The sequence below is a fragment of the Methylorubrum sp. Q1 genome, from assembly GCF_004683995.1.
Classification (GTDB): Bacteria; Pseudomonadota; Alphaproteobacteria; order Rhizobiales; family Beijerinckiaceae; genus Methylobacterium.
In genome coordinates this window covers 71,894-87,336 of record NZ_SRHQ01000002.1, presented here as the reverse complement: position 1 = coordinate 87,336, position 15,443 = coordinate 71,894, and the positions used below count along the sequence as shown (strand labels likewise).

Below are 15,443 nucleotides of genomic sequence, written 5' to 3'. Positions count from 1 at the left end.
GGATGCCATGACCGAGATGCGTTTCGAGACCAAGGCCCCGATCGGCCTGCCCGAGAACAAGGCGGCGACTTTCGGCACCGAGGCGGTGCTCGACGAGTTCGCCCGCGCCTTCGAGGCGTTCAAGGAGGCCAATGATGTGCGCCTCTCCGAGATCGAGACCCGGCTCACCGCGGATGTGGTGACGGAGGAGAAGCTCATCCGCATCGACGCCGCCCTCGATCAGGCGAAGAACCGCCTCGACCGGATCAGCCTCGACCGCGCCCGGCCGCCGCTCGGCGGGGCGGAACCGGTACGTGACGCCTCTGCCACCGAGCACAAGGCGGCCTTCGACCTTTATGTTCGGGCCGGCGAGAGCGCCGGCCTCAAGCGGCTGGAAGAGAAGGCCCTCTCCGCCGGCTCCGGGCCGGATGGCGGCTATCTCGTGCCGCCGACGATCGAGCGCGAGGTACTGCGCCGGCTCGCAGAGATCTCGCCGATCCGCGCCATCGCCACGGTGCGGCTCGTCTCCGGCGGCCAGTACAAGCGCGCGGTCTCGGTCAACGGTCCTGCCGCGGGCTGGGTCGCCGAGACCGCGCCCCGGCCGCAGACCGATGCGCCGAGTCTGTCGGAGCTGAGCTTTCCGGCGATGGAACTCTACGCCATGCCGGCAGCGACCCAGACGCTGCTCGACGACGCCGTCCTCGACATCGATGCGTGGCTCGCCGAGGAGGTCGAGACGGCCTTCGCCGAGCAGGAGAGCGTCGCCTTCGTCACCGGCAACGGCGTCGGCCGGCCGAAGGGCTTTCTCAGCTACGACACCGTCGCCAACGCGAACTGGGCTTCGGGCAAGCTCGGCTTCATCGCGACGGGGGCGGCCGGCGCCTTCCCCGCAAGCAACCCGAGCGACGTGCTGTTCGACCTGATCTACGCGCTCCGCGCCGGCTATCGCCAGGGCGCGAGCTTCGTGATGAACCGGCGGGTGCAGAGCGCGATCCGCAAGTTCAAGGACGCGGACGGCAACTACCTCTGGCAGCCGCCGCTCGCCGCCGACCGGGCCGCGACGCTGATGGGCTTTCCGCTGATCGAGGCCGAGGCGATGCCCGACATCGCCGCCGGCAACCATTCGATCGCCTTCGGCGACTTCAAGCGCGGCTACCTCGTCGTGGACCGCGCGGGCTTGCGGACCCTGCGCGATCCCTACTCCGCAAAGCCCTACGTGCTGTTCTACACCACCAAGCGCGTCGGCGGCGGCGTGCAGGACTTCAGCGCGATCAAGCTGCTCCGGTTCGCCGCCTGATCGTTCTCAGTACATCCGCCGCCGGGCGGGCCGGGCCATCCATTCGGTGCGCCCGGCCTGCGCGGCCGCCATGTCGGCGGTCATCGCTTCCATCTCGGCGGTGCGCGAGGAAATCCAGCTCGCGTGCTCGCCTGTGGGGGTGACGGCGGTGAAGCCGCCGCAGGCGGTGCGGGCGCGCCGGTCCTGACGCATGGCGCCGCTCGACCAACTCACCACGCCGACCATCTGGCCGCCGCGCAGGATCGGGCCGCCGGAATCACCCAGGCACGCGCCCGCGCCGGCGGTTTCGGCCATGCGCCGGGAGTCGGTCACGACCGTGACGCGGTTGGCGACCTGCAACGAGCCGATCGACACGAGATGTGCCGTGCGCAGCGTCCGCGCGGTGTTGCGGCGGTTCTCGGCGAGAACGCCGAAGCCGGCGATGTCGACATTGTCGCCCGTGGTGATCGAACCGCCGCGGGGATCGAGCGGTCGGAAGCCGGCACCGACCGGCTGCTCCAGCTTGATCAGGGCGAGGTCGATGCCGGGCTGCTCCTCCGGCGTCGTGCCGGGGACGAATTCGGGATGCATCGAAACCGCGACCGCCCGCAGGCGGCGCTGGCGGAAATTCGGATCGACCACGACCACGTTGTAGCCGGCCTTGTGCATCACGCAGTGGGCCGCCGTCAGCACGATGTCCTGCGCGATCAGGGTGCCCGAGCAGATCTCGCCCTGCGTGCTCTCGATGCGCACCACCGAGGCGCGAAGCCCGCCGGGATCACGGGAGGTGCGGCCCTCGACCACGGCTTGCGCCGAGAGGGGGACGAGACCCAGCAAGGCACCAAGCACGCACGCGCGAAGTGGGCTCGCAACCATCTTTTTTGTTCTCCCAGGGTCCTGGCGCGGTGCGCCGGATTCCATGAACGAATCCCGGACCGGTTGAAGCGTATCCGAAGGCAATTCGGCGGCCAAGGTCCGGTTCCTCATGCGCCGCGGCGCGCGGATCACGATCGGTCAAGGACGTCACCAGCGGGCGGAGGCGCCCCAGCCGGACAGCGTCCGGTCGATCCAGTCCCGTTGCGGCCCGAGCAGGATGCCTTGGGTCAGGCCGCCGCAGGCATCCTTCACCCATGCGGCGACCGCGACCACCGCCGCGCCCTCGAGGACCGGGCCGCCGGAATCGCCCTGGCAGCCGCCCGCTCCCGGTGCCTTCAGCCAAACCAGGATGCGGCTCGCGCCGTAGGGCTCGACGACGGCGAGCGTTGCGCCGCGATAGCGGCCGATCGAGCGCCGGTCGCCGCCCCGCGCGGCGCCGTAGCCGGCCAGCGTCAGGCTCTGGCCGGTCCGCGGCATCGCGGCGCTCAACGCGGCCGGCACGAACCGGGCGGGCAAGGGCTCGCGGGTGCGCAGCAGCGCAAGGTCGATGGAGCGGGTGCGCCCGCGGATGGCATCGCCATCATAGGCCGGATGCAGCAGGCGGGCAGCCGTCTCGGCCAGCACCGGGCGGCCTGTTTCGTCGCGGTAATGGACGCGGTTCTCGCCCACGCCCGCCACACAATGGCCGGCGGTGAGCACCGCGTCCGGCGCGACGACGATTCCCGAACAGACCCCGCCGCCGGAGGTCAGCACCATCACCGCCGAGGCCGCGCCCGGCACCGCCGCGCCCTCCCGGCCGCCGACGATGGCGGTCGCCGGCGTGGCCGCGAGCAGGAGCGTGAGGGCCGCCGCTCCGAGGGCAAGACGCGCCGTGCGCGGAAGAGATGGGTTCGGCGCGCGCATCTTTTGCGAAGAACGCTTTCACGAGAGGCTGGCATGACCCCGATACGCGTCGAGGAGACCGGCGTCGAGCCGGTGAGCGTGGCCGAGATGCGCGGCTATCTCCGGCTGTCCTCCGACGAGACCATCGAGGACGCCTTGATCGCCCGCCTGATCCCGGCGGCGCGGGCGGCGGTCGAAGCGACCGCGCGCCGCCTGCTGCGGCCCGCCCGCTTCCGGGTGGTGCTGGCGGCTTGGCCCCGGCTCGGGCTGATGCCGCTGCCGCTGAGTCCGCTCGTCGCCGTGCTTCGCGCCGGGCTGATCGATGGGCGCGGCGCCCTCACCGAAATCGAGCCTGGCCCGATCCGGGTCGGCCCCGATCCGTGGGAGGCGCCCTGCCTCCTGTTCGGGCCGGACCTGCCGCCGCTCGGCACGGCCTCGGCTCTGGTCGAGGTCGGCGCCGGCTGCGGCGGCGAGGGTCCGCCGGTCCCCGAGCCGCTGGTTCAGGCCCTGCGTCTGACGATCACCGACTGGTTCGAGAACCGCGGCGATGCGGGCGGCGAGCGCGCCCCCCGTCCGCTGCCGCCCGAGGCGGCGGGGCTCGCCGCCGCGTGCCGCCGGATGCGGCTCTGATCCTGATCCACGGAGACCGACCATGACACACAGGCCGCTCGGCGCGCGGCGGCGGCGCCTCGTGCTCGAACTGCCGGTGGACGAGCCCGACGGGTTCGGCGGCCGGCTCCGCCGCTACGTCGCCGGACCCCTGCTGTGGGGCTCGCTGGAATCGCTCGGCAGCGCCGCTCCGCCCCGTGGCGGGCGCGCTGACCGGCCCGGCCTCTACCGCGTCGGCCTGCGCTACCGCCCCGGCGTCACCCCGGCCATGCGCTTCGCCGACGGCCCCCGCCGCTTCGCGATCCGCGCGGCCGACGACCCCGACGGGCGCCGCCGCGACCTCGTCTGCGAGGTGGAAGAGGTGATCGAGGAGGCTTCCCCATGATGCGATCGAGCCCGCTGCTGGCCCTGCGCGCCGGCCTTCTCGCTCACCTTGCCGCGGATACGCCGCTCGCCGTGCTGATGGGCGGCCGGCTGCGCCTCTACGACGAGCCGCCGCGGGGCGCCGCTCCGGTCTACGCGCTGTTCGGACCGAGCGAGGTGAGCGACGACTCCGTCGATGGTGCGCAGCGCCACCGCCACGCCTTCGCGCTGACGGTCTTCGCCAAGCCGGGCTCGGCCCGCTCGGCCCTGGAGGTGGCCGAGCGTATCGCCGCCCGCCTCGACGAGGCCGGCCTCGCCTTGAGCGGCCACGCCCTCGTCCTCCTGCGCCTCAAGAGTCTCGCCGGCCTGCGCGACGAGCGCACCGGTGAGGCGCGCGCGACCCTCTCTTTCGAGGCGGTGACCGAGGTCGCCGCCTGATCTTTCCAGGAATGCCGGAGTCGCGGACATGAGCGCACAGAGGGGCAGGGACCTGCTGGTCCGGGTGAGCAACGGGGCCGGCGGCTTCGCCGCGGTGGCGGGTCTGCGCGCCCGCCAGCTCGCCTTCAACGCCGAGACGGTGGACGTCACCAACGCCGATTCCACGGGGCGCTGGCGCGAGCTGCTGGCGGGGGCGGGCGTGCGCCGTGCCGCGGTCGCCGGCTCGGGCGTGTTCCGCGACGAGGCCTCCGACGCACGCCTGCGCCAGATGTTCTTCGACGGCGTGATCGGCCTGTTCCAGATCGTGGTGCCGGATTTCGGCACGATCGAGGGCCTCTTCCAGATCACGAGCCTTGAGTATCGCGGCGAGCATGCGGGCGAGGTCACCTTCGACATGGCCCTCGATTCCGCCGGCCCCTTGAGCTTTGCGGGAGCATGACGATGGCCAACCGCCGACGCGGCGAGGTGCCGCTCACCTTGGGACAAGAGCGCTACACGCTCTGCCTCACCCTCGGCGCACTCGCCGAACTGGAAGACGCGCTCGGCGCGGGCGATCTCGCCGGCCTTGCCGAGCGCTTTGCCGGCGGGCGGCTCGCCGCCCGCGACGTGATCGCGCTGCTCGGTGCGGCGCTCCGCGGCGGCGGCCACACCCTCGACGACGAGGCGGTCGCGCGGCTGCCGCTCTCCGGCGGATTGGCAACCGTGACTTCGGCGCTCGGGGAGGCTCTGGTCGCGGCCTTCGGCGAGGCTCCGCCCACGGGCCCTTGAGCCCCGCGGGAAGCCACGCGCCGGAGACACCCGTCTCCGCCTTCCCGTGGGATGCGGTGCTGACGCTCGGTCTCGCGACCCTGCGCTGGCGCCCGCGCGACCTCTGGGCCGCCACGCCCCGTGAACTGGCTGCGGCCGCGGGCTTGACCCACCGAGTACCCGACGCACCGAGCCGGGCCGATCTCGACCGCCTGCTCGCCGCCCATCCCGATCCGGAGACCTCATGATGACCGACAGCGACCGCAGCACGGCCGAGCGCACCAGGCAGCTCGAAACCCTCGACCGGCTGGCCCAACGCTTCGGCCAGAGTCTGTCCTCGGCCTTCGACCGCAATCTCAATGCCGGGCGCCAGCTCGACGGCGTGCTGGCCTCGCTGGCGAGCAAGCTTTCCAACGTTGCGGTCAAGGCGGCGCTGGCTCCGGTGAAAGCGGGCGTGACGAGCCTCGTCAACAGCCTGCTGAGCGCGGCATCCGAAGGCGGCAGCACGACGGCGCTCGCCAAGGGGGGCGTCGTCTCCGACGGGCGGATCGTGCCGTTCCGCCTCGGTGGCGTTCTCGGCGGGGGACGGGTGCGCCCCTTCGCGGCCGGCGGGGTCGTGGCGGCACCCACCTATTTTCCGCTCGTTGGTCCTGGGGGCGACACCGGCCTGATGGGCGAGGCCGGGCCGGAGGCCATCCTTCCGCTCAGGCGCGGCAGCGACGGCCGCCTCGGCGTCGCCGCGGGCGGGGCCGAGCGTCCGGTCGCGGTCACCGTCAACATCGCCACGCCGGACATCGAGGGTTTCCGCCGCTCCGAGGCCCAGGTCGCCGCTCGTCTCGCCCGCGCCGTGGCACGCGGCCGACGCGCGCTGTGATCACGCCGCGCGTGATCACAGCATTTCCTGTCCTGCCTCGAGGCCGGCAGCCGCCTTCGCGGCATTGGCTTTCGCTTGGCTAGAGCCGTATCCGACCTGATTGTATCAGGTCGGCGTCTCTAGCCCCTTGTTTTGACACGCATTCTTTCGACGAACCGGTGATCACTTCGTCGGAATGCGCTCTCGACACCTCCGCAAAGCTGAGGCCGCTCCGCGGGGCGCTCTTCGCGCCCGGAATTCGGAGTTTTTGCCATGGCATCCGACTTTCACGAGATCCGCTTCCCCCTCGATGTCGCCCTGCGCGGCAGCGGCGGCCCGGTGCGGCGCACCGAGATCGTCACGCTGGCGTCGGGCCGCGAGCACCGCAACAGCCGCTGGGCGGATTCGCGCCGCCGCTACGATGCCGGGCTCGGCATCCGCACCCTCGACGCCCTGCACGCGGTGCTCGGCTTCTTCGAGGAGCGGCGCGGGCGGCTCTACGGGTTCCGCTACCGCGACCGGGTCGATCACCGCTCCGGCCCGCCCTCGCGCCCCGTCGCGCCGACCGACCAGCGGATCGGCACCGGCGACGGCACGACCCGCATCTTCGCTCTCGCCAAGACTTACGGGAGCGGGCCGGAGGCCTACCGCCGGGCCATCGCCAAGCCGGTGGCCGGTACGGTGCGCGTCGCGGTGAACGGTGCCGAGGTGGCGGCTCCGAAGCTCTCCGTCGATCCGGCCACGGGCCGGGTCACCTTCGCTGCCGACACGGTGCCGCCGCCGGGCGCCGCCGTCACGGCCGGCTTCGAGTTCGACGTGCCGGTCCGCTTCGACACCGACGAACTCACCGTCGATCTCGCCGCCTTCACCGCCGGCGAGGTGCCGCGAATTCCGCTGATCGAGATCCTGCCCTGAGGGGAAGCCGATGCGCGCCGTCCCGCCCCGTCTCGCCGCCCGTATGGAGGGCGGCGCGACCACGCTCTGCCGCTGCTGGGCCCTGCGCCGCCGCGACGGACTCGTCCTCGGCTTCACCGACCACGACCGCGATCTCGTCCTCAGTGGCGTGACCTACGCCGCCCGCAGCGGGCTGGAGGCGGCTGAGGTGAGCGCGGAGCTCGGCTTCGCCGTCGGCGGCGGCGAAGTGGCCGGGGCGCTGACCTCGGCCGGGATCACGGAGGACGACGTCGCGGCGGGGCGCTATGACGGGGCCGGGGTCGAGACCTGGCTGGTCGATTGGGCCGAGCCCGAGGCGCGTCTGCTCCTCGACGTGGCGAGCCTGGGCGAGATCCGCCGGGAGGGGGGCGCCTTCGTCGCCGAACTGCGCGGGCTGATGCACCGCCTCGACGTCACGGTTGGGCGCAGCTTCCGCGCCGCCTGCGACGCGGAACTCGGCGATGTCCGTTGCCGCGTCGATCTCGCCGACCCGCGCTTCCACGCGACCGGCACCGTACGGGCCGCGTCCGAGCCCGGCCGGCTCAGCGTCGCGCTGGCGGGGAGCTTCGCCGTGGGTTGGTTCTCCGGCGGTCGCCTGACCTGGGATTCGGGTGCCAATGCCGGACACGCCGCGGATCTGCGCGGCCATCGCCGCGACGGGGAGGCGACGCTCCTCGACCTGTGGGATCCGCCGCCGCGTCCCGCCGCGACCGGCGATACCTTCACGCTCGTCGCCGGCTGCGACAAGAGCCTCGCCGCCTGCCGCGGCAGGTTCGCCAACACCCTCAACTTCCAAGGTTTTCCGCACATGCCCGGCAATGACTTCGTTTTGCGCTCTGGCCCTGAGGCCGGAGCACGCCTCGACGGCTCCAGCCTGTTCCGATGAGGCCGTCATGGATGATGACGCGTTGCCGCTGCCTGAGCGGATCGTGGCGGAGGCCCGCCGTTGGGCTGGAACGCCCTACCGGCACCAAGCCTCGCTGAAGGGCGTCGGCTGCGACTGTCTCGGCCTGCTGCGCGGGGTCTGGCGGGCCGTCGTCGGCCCCGAACCGGAGGAGGCGCCGCCCTACGCCGCCGCCTGGGCCGAATCGGCCCTCGACGGTGCCGACCCGCTGGTCGCCGCCGCGCGGCGGCACCTCGTTCCGATTATGGGACCGCTGAAGGCCTATCAGCCCCGGGCCGGCGACGTCCTGCTCTTCGCGTTTCGCGCACATTTGCCGGCAAAACACTGTGCCGTCGCGACTGGTCCGGCGTCGATGATCCATGCCCATGACGGCGCGGGGGTGACCGAGGTTGCGCTCACGCCGTGGTGGCGGCGCCACCTCGCTCACGCCTTCCGCTTTCCCGATCCGCCCTGAACCACCCGTCCGCCGGAGGCACCGCTATGACGACGCTCGTCCTGCAAACAGCCGGCCAAGCGCTCGGCAGCGCGCTCGGCGGTCCCCTCGGCGGAATGATCGGGCGCGTGGCTGGCGCGGCCGGGGGCGCGGCGCTCGACGGCGCGCTGTTCGGCGCCGGCACCAGCCCGCGCTTCGTGGACGGGCCGCGGCTGACCGAACTCGGCGGCCTCGCCTCCACCGAGGGCGCGCCGGTGCCCCGCGTCTACGGCCGGGCCCGCATCGGCGGCACCCTGATCTGGGCGACGCGCCCGCTCGAGATCGCCAACACCACCGTGGAGCGTTCTTCCTCCGGCTCGAAGGGCAGAGCGGGCGGCCAGAAAACCGTGCGCACCGCCTACAGCTATTTCATCGATCTCGCCATTGGACTCTGCGCGGGCGAGATCGCCCTGGTCCGTCGGATCTGGGCCGATGGCAGCGAGCTCGACCTGACGACGCTCAACTGGCGCGTCCATACCGGCTCGGCGACGCAGGCACCCGATCCGCTGATCGTCGCCAAGGAAGGCGCGGACAACGCACCGGCCTATCGCGGGCTTGCCTACATCGTGTTCGAGCATCTGCCGCTCGCCGCCTTCGGCAACCGCATCCCGCAATTGGCCTTTGAGGTGATCCGGCCCGTTGCCGGGCTGGCGAGCAAGATCCGCGCAGTCTGCTTGATACCGGGCTCGACCGAGTTCGGCCTCGATCCGCTCGCCGTCAGCGAGGATGCCGGACTCGGCGCTACGAAGCCGGCAAACCGTTTTCAGTTCCAGGGCGCGAGCGATGTCGTCGCCTCGCTTGATGCGCTCCAGGCTTTGTGCCCCCGGCTGAAGCGCGTCTCGGTCGTGACGAGCTGGTTCGGCGACGATGTGCGCGCCGGGCACTGCACCGTGACGCCGCGGGTCGACACGACGGCGAAGGCGACCACGGGCGAGCCCTGGTCCGTTGCCGGGCTGAACCGTGCCGCGGCGCCGGCGGTTTCCCGCTCCGGTGACACGGCCGCCTATGGCGGTACGCCGTCCGACGCGGGGCTCGGGCGGCTGGTGGCCGAGCTGACCCGCCGCGGCCTCGCGGTGGTGCTCTATCCCTTCGTGATGATGGACGTGCCGGCAGGCAACACCCTGCCGGACCCGTACCGGCCCGGTGAATCGCAGCCGGCTTACCCTTGGCGCGGGCGCATCACCTGCGATCCCGCTCCCGACCGGGCCGGAAGCCCGGACGGCACCGGCGGCGCAGCCGACCAGGTCGCGGCCTTCTTCGAAGGGCCGCAAGGTTACCGGGCCATGATTCTGCACTATGCCGGCCTCGCCGCCGGCTGGGCGGCGGCCGGAGCGCCGCTCGTTGGCTTCGTCCTCGGCAGCGAGTTCGTGGGCCTGACACGGGTGCGCGGATCGGACGGTGCCTATCTGGCGGTCGCGCAGCTCCGGCGCCTCGCCACGGAGGTCCGCACCCGCCTCGGCCGCGACGTGCGCCTCGTCTATGCCGCCGACTGGACCGAGTACGGCGCGCATGTCCGCGATGGCGGCGCCTCCGTGCGCTTCCCCCTCGATCCGCTCTTTGCCGATCCGGCCATCGATGCCGTCGGCATCGACTACTATCCGCCGATCTCGGATTGGCGCGACGGGCCCGATCATCGCGACGCCGCGGAGGCCATGAGCCTCTACGACCGCGCCTATCTCAAGAACCGTCTCGGCGCAGGCGAGGCGTTCGATTGGTACTATGCCAGCCCCGAGGATCGCGTTGCGCAGCGCCGAACGCCGATCACCGACGGCGCCCACGGTAAGCCGTGGATCTACCGGGCCAAGGATCTCGTCGCGTGGTGGTCGAACCCGCATGGCGAGCGCAGCGGTGGTGTCGAGACCGGGCCGACGGCCTGGGTGCCGGGCTCCAAGCCGATCTGGCTGACCGAGATCGGCATCCCGGCGGTCGATCGCGGCACCAACGGGCCCAACGTCTTCCCCGATCCGAAATCGTCCGAGAATGCCGCTCCGCCCTTCTCCCGTGGTGGTCGCGATGACCTGATCCAGGCCCGCGGCCTCGACGCGATCCTCTCGCGCTTCGACCCTGAGGCCGATGGTTTCGAGCCGGCTCATAATCCGGTCTCGCCCGTCTATGGCGGCCGGATGATCCCGGCCGACGACATCTACGTCTGGGCCTGGGATGCCCGGCCGTTTCCGGCCTTCCCCGATTTCACCAGCCTGTGGTCGGACGCCGCCAACTGGGCGCTCGGCCACTGGATCACCGGCCGGATCGAGGGGCTGGAACTCGACCGGCTGATCGCGGCGATCCTGGCCGATCTCGGCATCGACGCGCCCCTCGACATCCATGCCGCCGGCTTCCTCGATGGGGCCGTACTCGACCGGCCGCTCTCCGCCCGCGAGGCGCTAGAGCCGCTCGCCCGGCTGTTCAACCTCGACGTCTCGGTCTCCGGGGGGACCCTGCGGATTCGCGACGGGCGCACGAGCGCACCCGCCATGCTGGACGCGGGCGACCTCGTTCTCGGCGAGGGCGAGGCGGCGCCCCTGCGCCGGATACGGGCGCAGGAAAGCGAGTTGCCGCGCTCCGTCGCGATCGGCTTTTCCGACGGCGAGAGCCCGGATTACCGCCGCGCGACCGCATCCGCCGCGCGCCCGGCCGGCGCGCGGCGGCAGGAGGTGCGCGTTGACGCGGCCATCGTCACCCGGCGCGACGCCGTGCAGGCGCTGGCGGAAACCGTCCTCGACGCGGCGCTCGCCGGCCGGGACACGGCTGCCTTCGGGGTGAGCCCGCGCCGGATCGATCTGGAGCCCGGCGATGTGGTGGCGCTCCCGGACGGGAAGGGCGGGACGCTTTACCGGATCGTGCGGATCGACGACGCGCCCACGGGTCGTCGGATCGAGACCCGGGCCGTGCCGCTTGCCCGGCCCGATTCCGGGCCCGCCGTGCCGGTTCCGCGAACGGGCCGGAGGCCGCCGGCGGTGCCGGGGCCGGTCTTCGCTTTGCCGCTGGTCCTCCCGGTGGAACGCGGCGATCCGGTGCCGCTCGCCTATCTCGCGGTCTCGGCCGATCCCTGGCCCGGCGCCGTCGCGGTCTGGCGCTCGTCCGGGGAGGGCGCGCCGTTCGCGCTCCACCGCACCCTCGAGCATCCGGCCTGCCTCGGCCGCACGCTGACCCCGCTGCCGCCCGGCCCGCTCTGGCGCTTCGACCGCAACGCCCGCCTCGACGTCACCCTGCGCCACGCGGATGGGTTGAGCGCGATCGGCGAGGCTGCCGCCCTGGCCGGCGGCAACCTGTTCGCGGTGATCGGCGCGGATGGGGCGGTCGAGATCCTGTCCGCGGCGAGAGCCGAACTGATCGGGTCCGGCTCCTGGCGGCTCTCGGGCCTGCTGCGGGGGTTGGCCGGCAGCGAGGCCGCGGCAGGCCGTTCGGCGGGCGCGGGGAGCCTGATCGTGCGCCTCGACGACGGCGCCGTCCGGCCCCTCGTCGATCGGCTCGACGAGGCCGGCCGCCGCTTCCTCTACAGGGTCGGTCCGGCGGAGCGCGATCCGGCCGATCCCGCTTTCGTCAGCTTCGCGGCGACGGCCGACCTCACCGCTTTCCTCCCCTTGCGCCCGGTTCACCTGCGCGCTCGGCGCGAGGCCAGCGGCATGCGCTTCCATTGGACCCGGCGGGCGCGGCGCGATGCCGACGCCTGGGAGCCGGCCGATGTGCCGCCGGGCGAGGACGCCTACCGCCTCGACATCCTCGCCGAGGACGGGCGGATTCTGCGCAGCCTGAGCACCGATACGACGAGCGCGCTCTACGCCAGCGCCGACGAGATCGCCGATTTCGGCGCGCGCCGCACCGAGATCGACGCCGCATTGGTGCCGATCGGCCCGCTTGCCGGCTCCGGCCCCGCCCGCCGGGCGCGGGTGAGCCTGCGGACCATCTGACATCTGACACGTCCGGAGTGGCCCATGGCCGACACGACCCCGAGCCTTGCCCTGCCGCTGATCGCGGGAGGGCAAGCGCAGAAGCATGTCACCCACAACGAGGCACTGGCGCTGCTCGACGCGCTGGTGCAGCTCGCCGTCCTCGACAAGGACCGGGCTGCCCCGCCTGCGAGCCCCGCCGAGGGCGACCGCTACCTGATCGTCTCCGGCAACCCGAGCGGGGCCTGGACCGGCTGGGCCGGGCGTATCGCCCGCTTCCAAGACGGTGCGTGGCTATCCCTCAAGCCGCTTGCGGGCTGGACGGCCTATGTTGCGGACGAGGCCGAACTCTACACCTTCACCGGCTCGGCCTGGATGCCGTTCCGCGCGACCATCGCTGCCCTGAACAATCTGACCCGCCTCGGGCTCGGCACCGGGGCGGATGCGGACAATCCCTTCGCGGCCAAGCTCAACAAGGCGCTCTGGACCGCGCTGACGGTCGCCGAGGGTGGCAGCGGCGATCTGCGCTACACCCTGAACAAGCAGGCGGCCGGCAACACTCTCTCGCTGCTGATGCAGACCGGGTTCTCCGCCCGCGCCGAGATCGGCCTCACCGGTGACGACGACTTTCGCGTGAAGGTCTCCCCGAATGGCGGCGACTGGTTCGAGGCGCTGCGGATCGCGCGCGCGACAGGGCGGGTCGCCTTTCCCGGTCGGATCACCGTCGCGGACGTGCCGGTGCTGACGGCGCAGGTGATCGCCGGCAACAGCGGGCCGGGCGCCTTTCCGGCCGGGGCGACGCGGTACTTCACCAACGCCCTCGTCGGCAGCCACCAGAGCGAGGTCTATGCCGCGGCCGGCCGGCGAGGGCGGTTCCGCGATTTGCGGATCGTGACGCAGGACGCACCGGGCGCGGGAGCAAGCTGGACCGTCACGCTCCAGAACCTGTTCACCGGCACGGCCCTGACCTGCACGATCGCCGGGGCCGGTTCCAACCAAGCGGCCGACCTCGTCAACAGCGCCGTCTTCGAGGCGGCGGACCGCTGGTGCCTCAAGATCGTGTCGAGCAGCGGGGCGAAGCCCACGACCAACATCCTGTTCTCGCTGCTGTTCGAGGGCCTGGATTAGAGCGCATTCCGACGAAGCGGTGATCGGCGCGTCGAAAGAATGCGCGGGAAAACAATGACATAGAGGCGCCGGCCGCCGAGCCTGCCTCCCGACCCATGCCATCAAGACCGGAGATTGACGATGGACCTCAGTGCCGTCGGCCGCGCCGTGCTGATCGCCCGGGAGGGGCGGCGGCTGGAGGCCTACCGCGACAGCGTGGGGGTCTGGACCATCGGCATCGGCCACACCGCCGCCGCCGGGCCGCCCGTGCCGCGGGCGGGCCTGCGCATCGATGCCGGGGAGGCGGACGCGATCTTCGCCCGCGATGTCGCGGCCTTCGTCCGCACCGTCGCCGAGACGATCCCCGAGCCGCTGCCGCAGCACGCCTTCGACGCGCTGGTCTCGCTCTGCTTCAACATCGGCCCGGCGGCGTTCCGGCGCTCCACGGTGCTGCGGCGCCTGCGGGCCGGCGACCGGGCGGGCGCAGGCGAAGCGATCCTAATGTGGAACCGCCCGGCCGCGATCATCCCCCGCCGGCAGGGCGAATTCGACCAGTTCCGGACGCCCTACGAAACCGCCCTGCCGCGCGCCCGGCGCGGCGATGCGCAGCCCGTCTCCGCCCCCGTCGAACGCCCGTCCTCGCCGTCCAGCGCTCGGCCCGGCTGGCGCGCGCGCCTGCGGGACTGGCTGCGCGCCGGCCGCTGAACGCTTCCCCTCCCGCACCCCGAAAGGATCGCTGCCATGACGTCCACCGTGGTCTTCGCTCGCAGCTTTGCCCGAACCATGGCCAGGGTCTTCCTCATCAGACCCGTCCTGCCGCCCCTCCTCCTGCTCGGCTGTTGCTGCGCGCCAGCGCACGCAACGCCGCTCCCCGGTATCGACGCCGCCGCGCTGGTCCTGCCGTGGGGCGACGCCGTCGTGGCGCTCGTCCAGGGATTGTCCACCCTGCTGATGCCGGTGCTCGTCGCCGCGTTCGCAGCAGCGCTCGCGCGGTTCGGCGGTCCCCTACGGCTCCTCGTCACCGACGCGCTGGTCGAGCGCCTCGTGCGCAACGCCACCGACTACGCCCTGAACGCCGTGGCCGGCGCCGTCCAAGGGCGCAGGCTGACCGTCTCCGTCGGCTCGGCGGTGATCGCGCGGGCCGTGCAGCGCGCGCTCGATCAGGCGCCGGCCTGGCTGATCCGGGCGGCGGGCGGCGGCGAGGGGGTCGCGGAGAAGGTGTTCCGGTCTCTGCCCCTGGAGGCGGCGGCGACCGCCGGCAACACCCTCGAACCCGCTCTGGACCGCGCCCTGGGGCAAGGGCCCGCGCGAGGGACCCGCAAGGCCGTCTGATCGTCCGGTATCGCGCAAGACCGGAGCCGACCATCCGGGAGGCGGTACAATGGACAAGATCGCAGCGGAAGCCGCGCGCCTCCTCTTCGCCGACGGGGGCGCCGGCTGGATCGTCGCGGTGCTGCTGGGGCTGGCCTGCCTTCACCTCTACCGGGACGGCCTGCGCGTGCTGGAAGCGCGCATCACCGAGACGGGCGCCACCGCCGCGGCGCTGGAGCGCGCCTCCCAGACCAACGCGGCGGTGGCCGCCGCCCTGGAGAGCCGCACCCGCGTGCTGGAGGATCTGGTCCGGCTCACGGGCGAGACGGCTCGAGCCGTGGCGCGCAGTGACGAGCGCGCGCGGGAGCGGTTCGAGGACCTCCTGCGGCGCATCGGCGAGTTGCAGCACCGGCCGAATCTCTGACCCGGTCACAGGACGTCTTCCATGCCTGCCCATACCTCCTCCGCCCATGCTTCCGCCGCCGGCCCGGATGAAGGCGGGTCGCAGGCCTCCCGTCGAAGCCGGTCCCGTGCCGCCGCCGGCCGCCTGGAGGCGGCGCGCCACGGCTTCGAACGCTCCCTGATCACGCTGCGCCGGGCCGCCCTCGACGCCATCGATAGCGGGGATCTGGCGAGCCTGACCCTGCGGGTGTGCGGTGACCGCCGCCGGCATGCTGGCGGAGAGGAGGCGGCGTGAGGCGGGTGGCCCTGCGCAGTCATGCCCACGGAACCGCGACGGCGATCCCGCCTTGTCCTCGGCAACATCACCGACCCGGACATGGCCCTCGACCGCAAGACATCTT

The 15,443-nt window shown here is 72.5% G+C and carries 19 protein-coding genes; 17 read left to right on the top strand and 2 right to left on the bottom strand.

The window, feature by feature from the left end; all coding sequences use genetic code 11:
* Nucleotides 1-7 precede the first annotated feature (7 nt).
* Nucleotides 8-1,276 (top strand): phage major capsid protein, encoded by a 1,269-nt coding sequence (locus E4V01_RS02320; protein WP_135297261.1) that lies wholly within the window; start codon nt 8-10, stop codon nt 1,274-1,276.
* A gap of 6 nt (nt 1,277-1,282) precedes the next feature.
* Here E4V01_RS02320 and E4V01_RS02315 read toward each other — a convergent pair whose 3' ends face one another.
* Both E4V01_RS02315 and E4V01_RS02310 read right to left on the bottom strand, forming a co-directional pair.
* The gene (locus E4V01_RS02315; RefSeq protein ID WP_060769101.1) at nt 1,283-2,131 is read right to left on the bottom strand and encodes a trypsin-like serine protease; all 849 of its coding nucleotides are present in this window, start codon (nt 2,129-2,131) and stop codon (nt 1,283-1,285) included.
* 147 nt (nt 2,132-2,278) lie between these two features.
* Nucleotides 2,279-3,034, bottom strand: coding sequence for a trypsin-like serine protease (locus E4V01_RS02310; protein WP_135297260.1), 756 nt, complete (start codon nt 3,032-3,034; stop codon nt 2,279-2,281).
* Nucleotides 3,035-3,067: 33 nt separating this feature from the next.
* Here E4V01_RS02310 and E4V01_RS02305 point away from each other — a divergent pair, with 33 nt between their 5' ends.
* The 16 genes from E4V01_RS02305 to E4V01_RS02230 all read left to right on the top strand — a co-directional run bounded on the left by E4V01_RS02305 (nt 3,068) and on the right by E4V01_RS02230 (nt 15,337).
* Nucleotides 3,068-3,643 carry a hypothetical protein gene (locus E4V01_RS02305; RefSeq protein WP_060769099.1) on the top strand — a complete coding sequence of 192 codons (576 nt, stop codon included), beginning with the start codon at nt 3,068-3,070 and terminating at the stop codon, nt 3,641-3,643.
* Between the two features lie 22 nt (nt 3,644-3,665).
* On the top strand, nt 3,666-4,007 hold the full coding sequence (locus tag E4V01_RS02300; protein ID WP_135297259.1) for a head-tail adaptor protein: 342 nt from the start codon (nt 3,666-3,668) through the stop codon (nt 4,005-4,007).
* Nucleotides 4,004-4,423: a DUF3168 domain-containing protein gene (locus E4V01_RS02295; protein WP_060769097.1), complete on the top strand. Its 420-nt coding sequence runs from the start codon at nt 4,004-4,006 to the stop codon at nt 4,421-4,423. Before E4V01_RS02300 ends, E4V01_RS02295 begins: the two co-directional genes overlap by 4 nt.
* Before the next feature lie 28 nt (nt 4,424-4,451).
* Entirely contained in the window at nt 4,452-4,862 is a 411-nt protein-coding gene (locus tag E4V01_RS02290) for a phage major tail protein, TP901-1 family (RefSeq protein WP_135297258.1), read from the top strand.
* Between the two features lie 2 nt (nt 4,863-4,864).
* On the top strand, nt 4,865-5,191 hold the full coding sequence (locus E4V01_RS02285) for a gene transfer agent family protein (protein ID WP_060769095.1): 327 nt from the start codon (nt 4,865-4,867) through the stop codon (nt 5,189-5,191).
* A complete protein-coding gene (locus E4V01_RS02280; RefSeq protein WP_060769094.1) occupies nt 5,188-5,418 on the top strand; it encodes a phage tail assembly chaperone in 231 nt (76 codons plus the stop codon). Before E4V01_RS02285 ends, E4V01_RS02280 begins: the two co-directional genes overlap by 4 nt.
* A complete protein-coding gene (locus E4V01_RS02275; RefSeq protein WP_135297257.1) occupies nt 5,418-6,044 on the top strand; it encodes a phage tail tape measure protein in 627 nt (208 codons plus the stop codon). The genes E4V01_RS02280 and E4V01_RS02275 overlap by 1 nt, the downstream gene beginning before the upstream one ends.
* A 252-nt stretch (nt 6,045-6,296) precedes the next feature.
* Nucleotides 6,297-6,938 carry a DUF2460 domain-containing protein gene (locus E4V01_RS02270; protein ID WP_060769092.1) on the top strand — a complete coding sequence of 214 codons (642 nt, stop codon included), beginning with the start codon at nt 6,297-6,299 and terminating at the stop codon, nt 6,936-6,938.
* A 10-nt stretch (nt 6,939-6,948) separates the two neighbouring features.
* Nucleotides 6,949-7,842, top strand: coding sequence for a DUF2163 domain-containing protein (locus E4V01_RS02265; protein WP_135297256.1), 894 nt, complete (start codon nt 6,949-6,951; stop codon nt 7,840-7,842).
* A gap of 7 nt (nt 7,843-7,849) precedes the next feature.
* Complete coding sequence (locus tag E4V01_RS02260) at nt 7,850-8,314, top strand: NlpC/P60 family protein (RefSeq protein ID WP_135297255.1); 465 nt, start codon at nt 7,850-7,852, stop codon at nt 8,312-8,314.
* A 26-nt stretch (nt 8,315-8,340) separates the two neighbouring features.
* Complete coding sequence (locus E4V01_RS02255) at nt 8,341-12,243, top strand: glycoside hydrolase/phage tail family protein (RefSeq protein WP_135297254.1); 3,903 nt, start codon at nt 8,341-8,343, stop codon at nt 12,241-12,243.
* Nucleotides 12,244-12,267: 24 nt separating this feature from the next.
* Complete coding sequence (locus E4V01_RS02250; RefSeq protein ID WP_135297253.1) at nt 12,268-13,350, top strand: DUF2793 domain-containing protein; 1,083 nt, start codon at nt 12,268-12,270, stop codon at nt 13,348-13,350.
* Between the two features lie 120 nt (nt 13,351-13,470).
* Nucleotides 13,471-14,034, top strand: a complete 564-nt coding sequence (locus E4V01_RS02245; protein ID WP_060769087.1) for a lysozyme — start codon at nt 13,471-13,473, stop codon at nt 14,032-14,034.
* 36 nt (nt 14,035-14,070) lie between these two features.
* Entirely contained in the window at nt 14,071-14,661 is a 591-nt protein-coding gene (locus tag E4V01_RS02240) for a hypothetical protein (RefSeq protein ID WP_135297252.1), read from the top strand.
* Nucleotides 14,662-14,710: 49 nt separating this feature from the next.
* Nucleotides 14,711-15,064: a hypothetical protein gene (locus E4V01_RS02235; protein ID WP_060769085.1), complete on the top strand. Its 354-nt coding sequence runs from the start codon at nt 14,711-14,713 to the stop codon at nt 15,062-15,064.
* A gap of 21 nt (nt 15,065-15,085) precedes the next feature.
* Nucleotides 15,086-15,337, top strand: a complete 252-nt coding sequence (locus E4V01_RS02230; RefSeq protein ID WP_135297251.1) for a hypothetical protein — start codon at nt 15,086-15,088, stop codon at nt 15,335-15,337.
* Nucleotides 15,338-15,443 lie beyond the last annotated feature (106 nt).

What these genes read in the sequence shown, in the direction of transcription:
- E4V01_RS02320 (WP_135297261.1), top strand. Translation starts at nt 8, where the DNA reads ATGACCGAGATGCGTTTCGAGACCAAGGCCCCGATCGGCCTGCCCGAG.
- E4V01_RS02315 (WP_060769101.1), bottom strand. Translation starts at nt 2,131, where the DNA reads ATGGTTGCGAGCCCACTTCGCGCGTGCGTGCTTGGTGCCTTGCTGGGT.
- E4V01_RS02310 (WP_135297260.1), bottom strand. Translation starts at nt 3,034, where the DNA reads ATGCGCGCGCCGAACCCATCTCTTCCGCGCACGGCGCGTCTTGCCCTC.
- E4V01_RS02305 (WP_060769099.1), top strand. Translation starts at nt 3,068, where the DNA reads ATGACCCCGATACGCGTCGAGGAGACCGGCGTCGAGCCGGTGAGCGTG.
- E4V01_RS02300 (WP_135297259.1), top strand. Translation starts at nt 3,666, where the DNA reads ATGACACACAGGCCGCTCGGCGCGCGGCGGCGGCGCCTCGTGCTCGAA.
- E4V01_RS02295 (WP_060769097.1), top strand. Translation starts at nt 4,004, where the DNA reads ATGATGCGATCGAGCCCGCTGCTGGCCCTGCGCGCCGGCCTTCTCGCT.
- E4V01_RS02290 (WP_135297258.1), top strand. Translation starts at nt 4,452, where the DNA reads ATGAGCGCACAGAGGGGCAGGGACCTGCTGGTCCGGGTGAGCAACGGG.
- E4V01_RS02285 (WP_060769095.1), top strand. Translation starts at nt 4,865, where the DNA reads ATGGCCAACCGCCGACGCGGCGAGGTGCCGCTCACCTTGGGACAAGAG.
- E4V01_RS02275 (WP_135297257.1), top strand. Translation starts at nt 5,418, where the DNA reads ATGACCGACAGCGACCGCAGCACGGCCGAGCGCACCAGGCAGCTCGAA.
- E4V01_RS02270 (WP_060769092.1), top strand. Translation starts at nt 6,297, where the DNA reads ATGGCATCCGACTTTCACGAGATCCGCTTCCCCCTCGATGTCGCCCTG.
- E4V01_RS02265 (WP_135297256.1), top strand. Translation starts at nt 6,949, where the DNA reads ATGCGCGCCGTCCCGCCCCGTCTCGCCGCCCGTATGGAGGGCGGCGCG.
- E4V01_RS02260 (WP_135297255.1), top strand. Translation starts at nt 7,850, where the DNA reads ATGGATGATGACGCGTTGCCGCTGCCTGAGCGGATCGTGGCGGAGGCC.
- E4V01_RS02255 (WP_135297254.1), top strand. Translation starts at nt 8,341, where the DNA reads ATGACGACGCTCGTCCTGCAAACAGCCGGCCAAGCGCTCGGCAGCGCG.
- E4V01_RS02250 (WP_135297253.1), top strand. Translation starts at nt 12,268, where the DNA reads ATGGCCGACACGACCCCGAGCCTTGCCCTGCCGCTGATCGCGGGAGGG.
- E4V01_RS02245 (WP_060769087.1), top strand. Translation starts at nt 13,471, where the DNA reads ATGGACCTCAGTGCCGTCGGCCGCGCCGTGCTGATCGCCCGGGAGGGG.
- E4V01_RS02240 (WP_135297252.1), top strand. Translation starts at nt 14,071, where the DNA reads ATGACGTCCACCGTGGTCTTCGCTCGCAGCTTTGCCCGAACCATGGCC.
- E4V01_RS02235 (WP_060769085.1), top strand. Translation starts at nt 14,711, where the DNA reads ATGGACAAGATCGCAGCGGAAGCCGCGCGCCTCCTCTTCGCCGACGGG.
- E4V01_RS02230 (WP_135297251.1), top strand. Translation starts at nt 15,086, where the DNA reads ATGCCTGCCCATACCTCCTCCGCCCATGCTTCCGCCGCCGGCCCGGAT.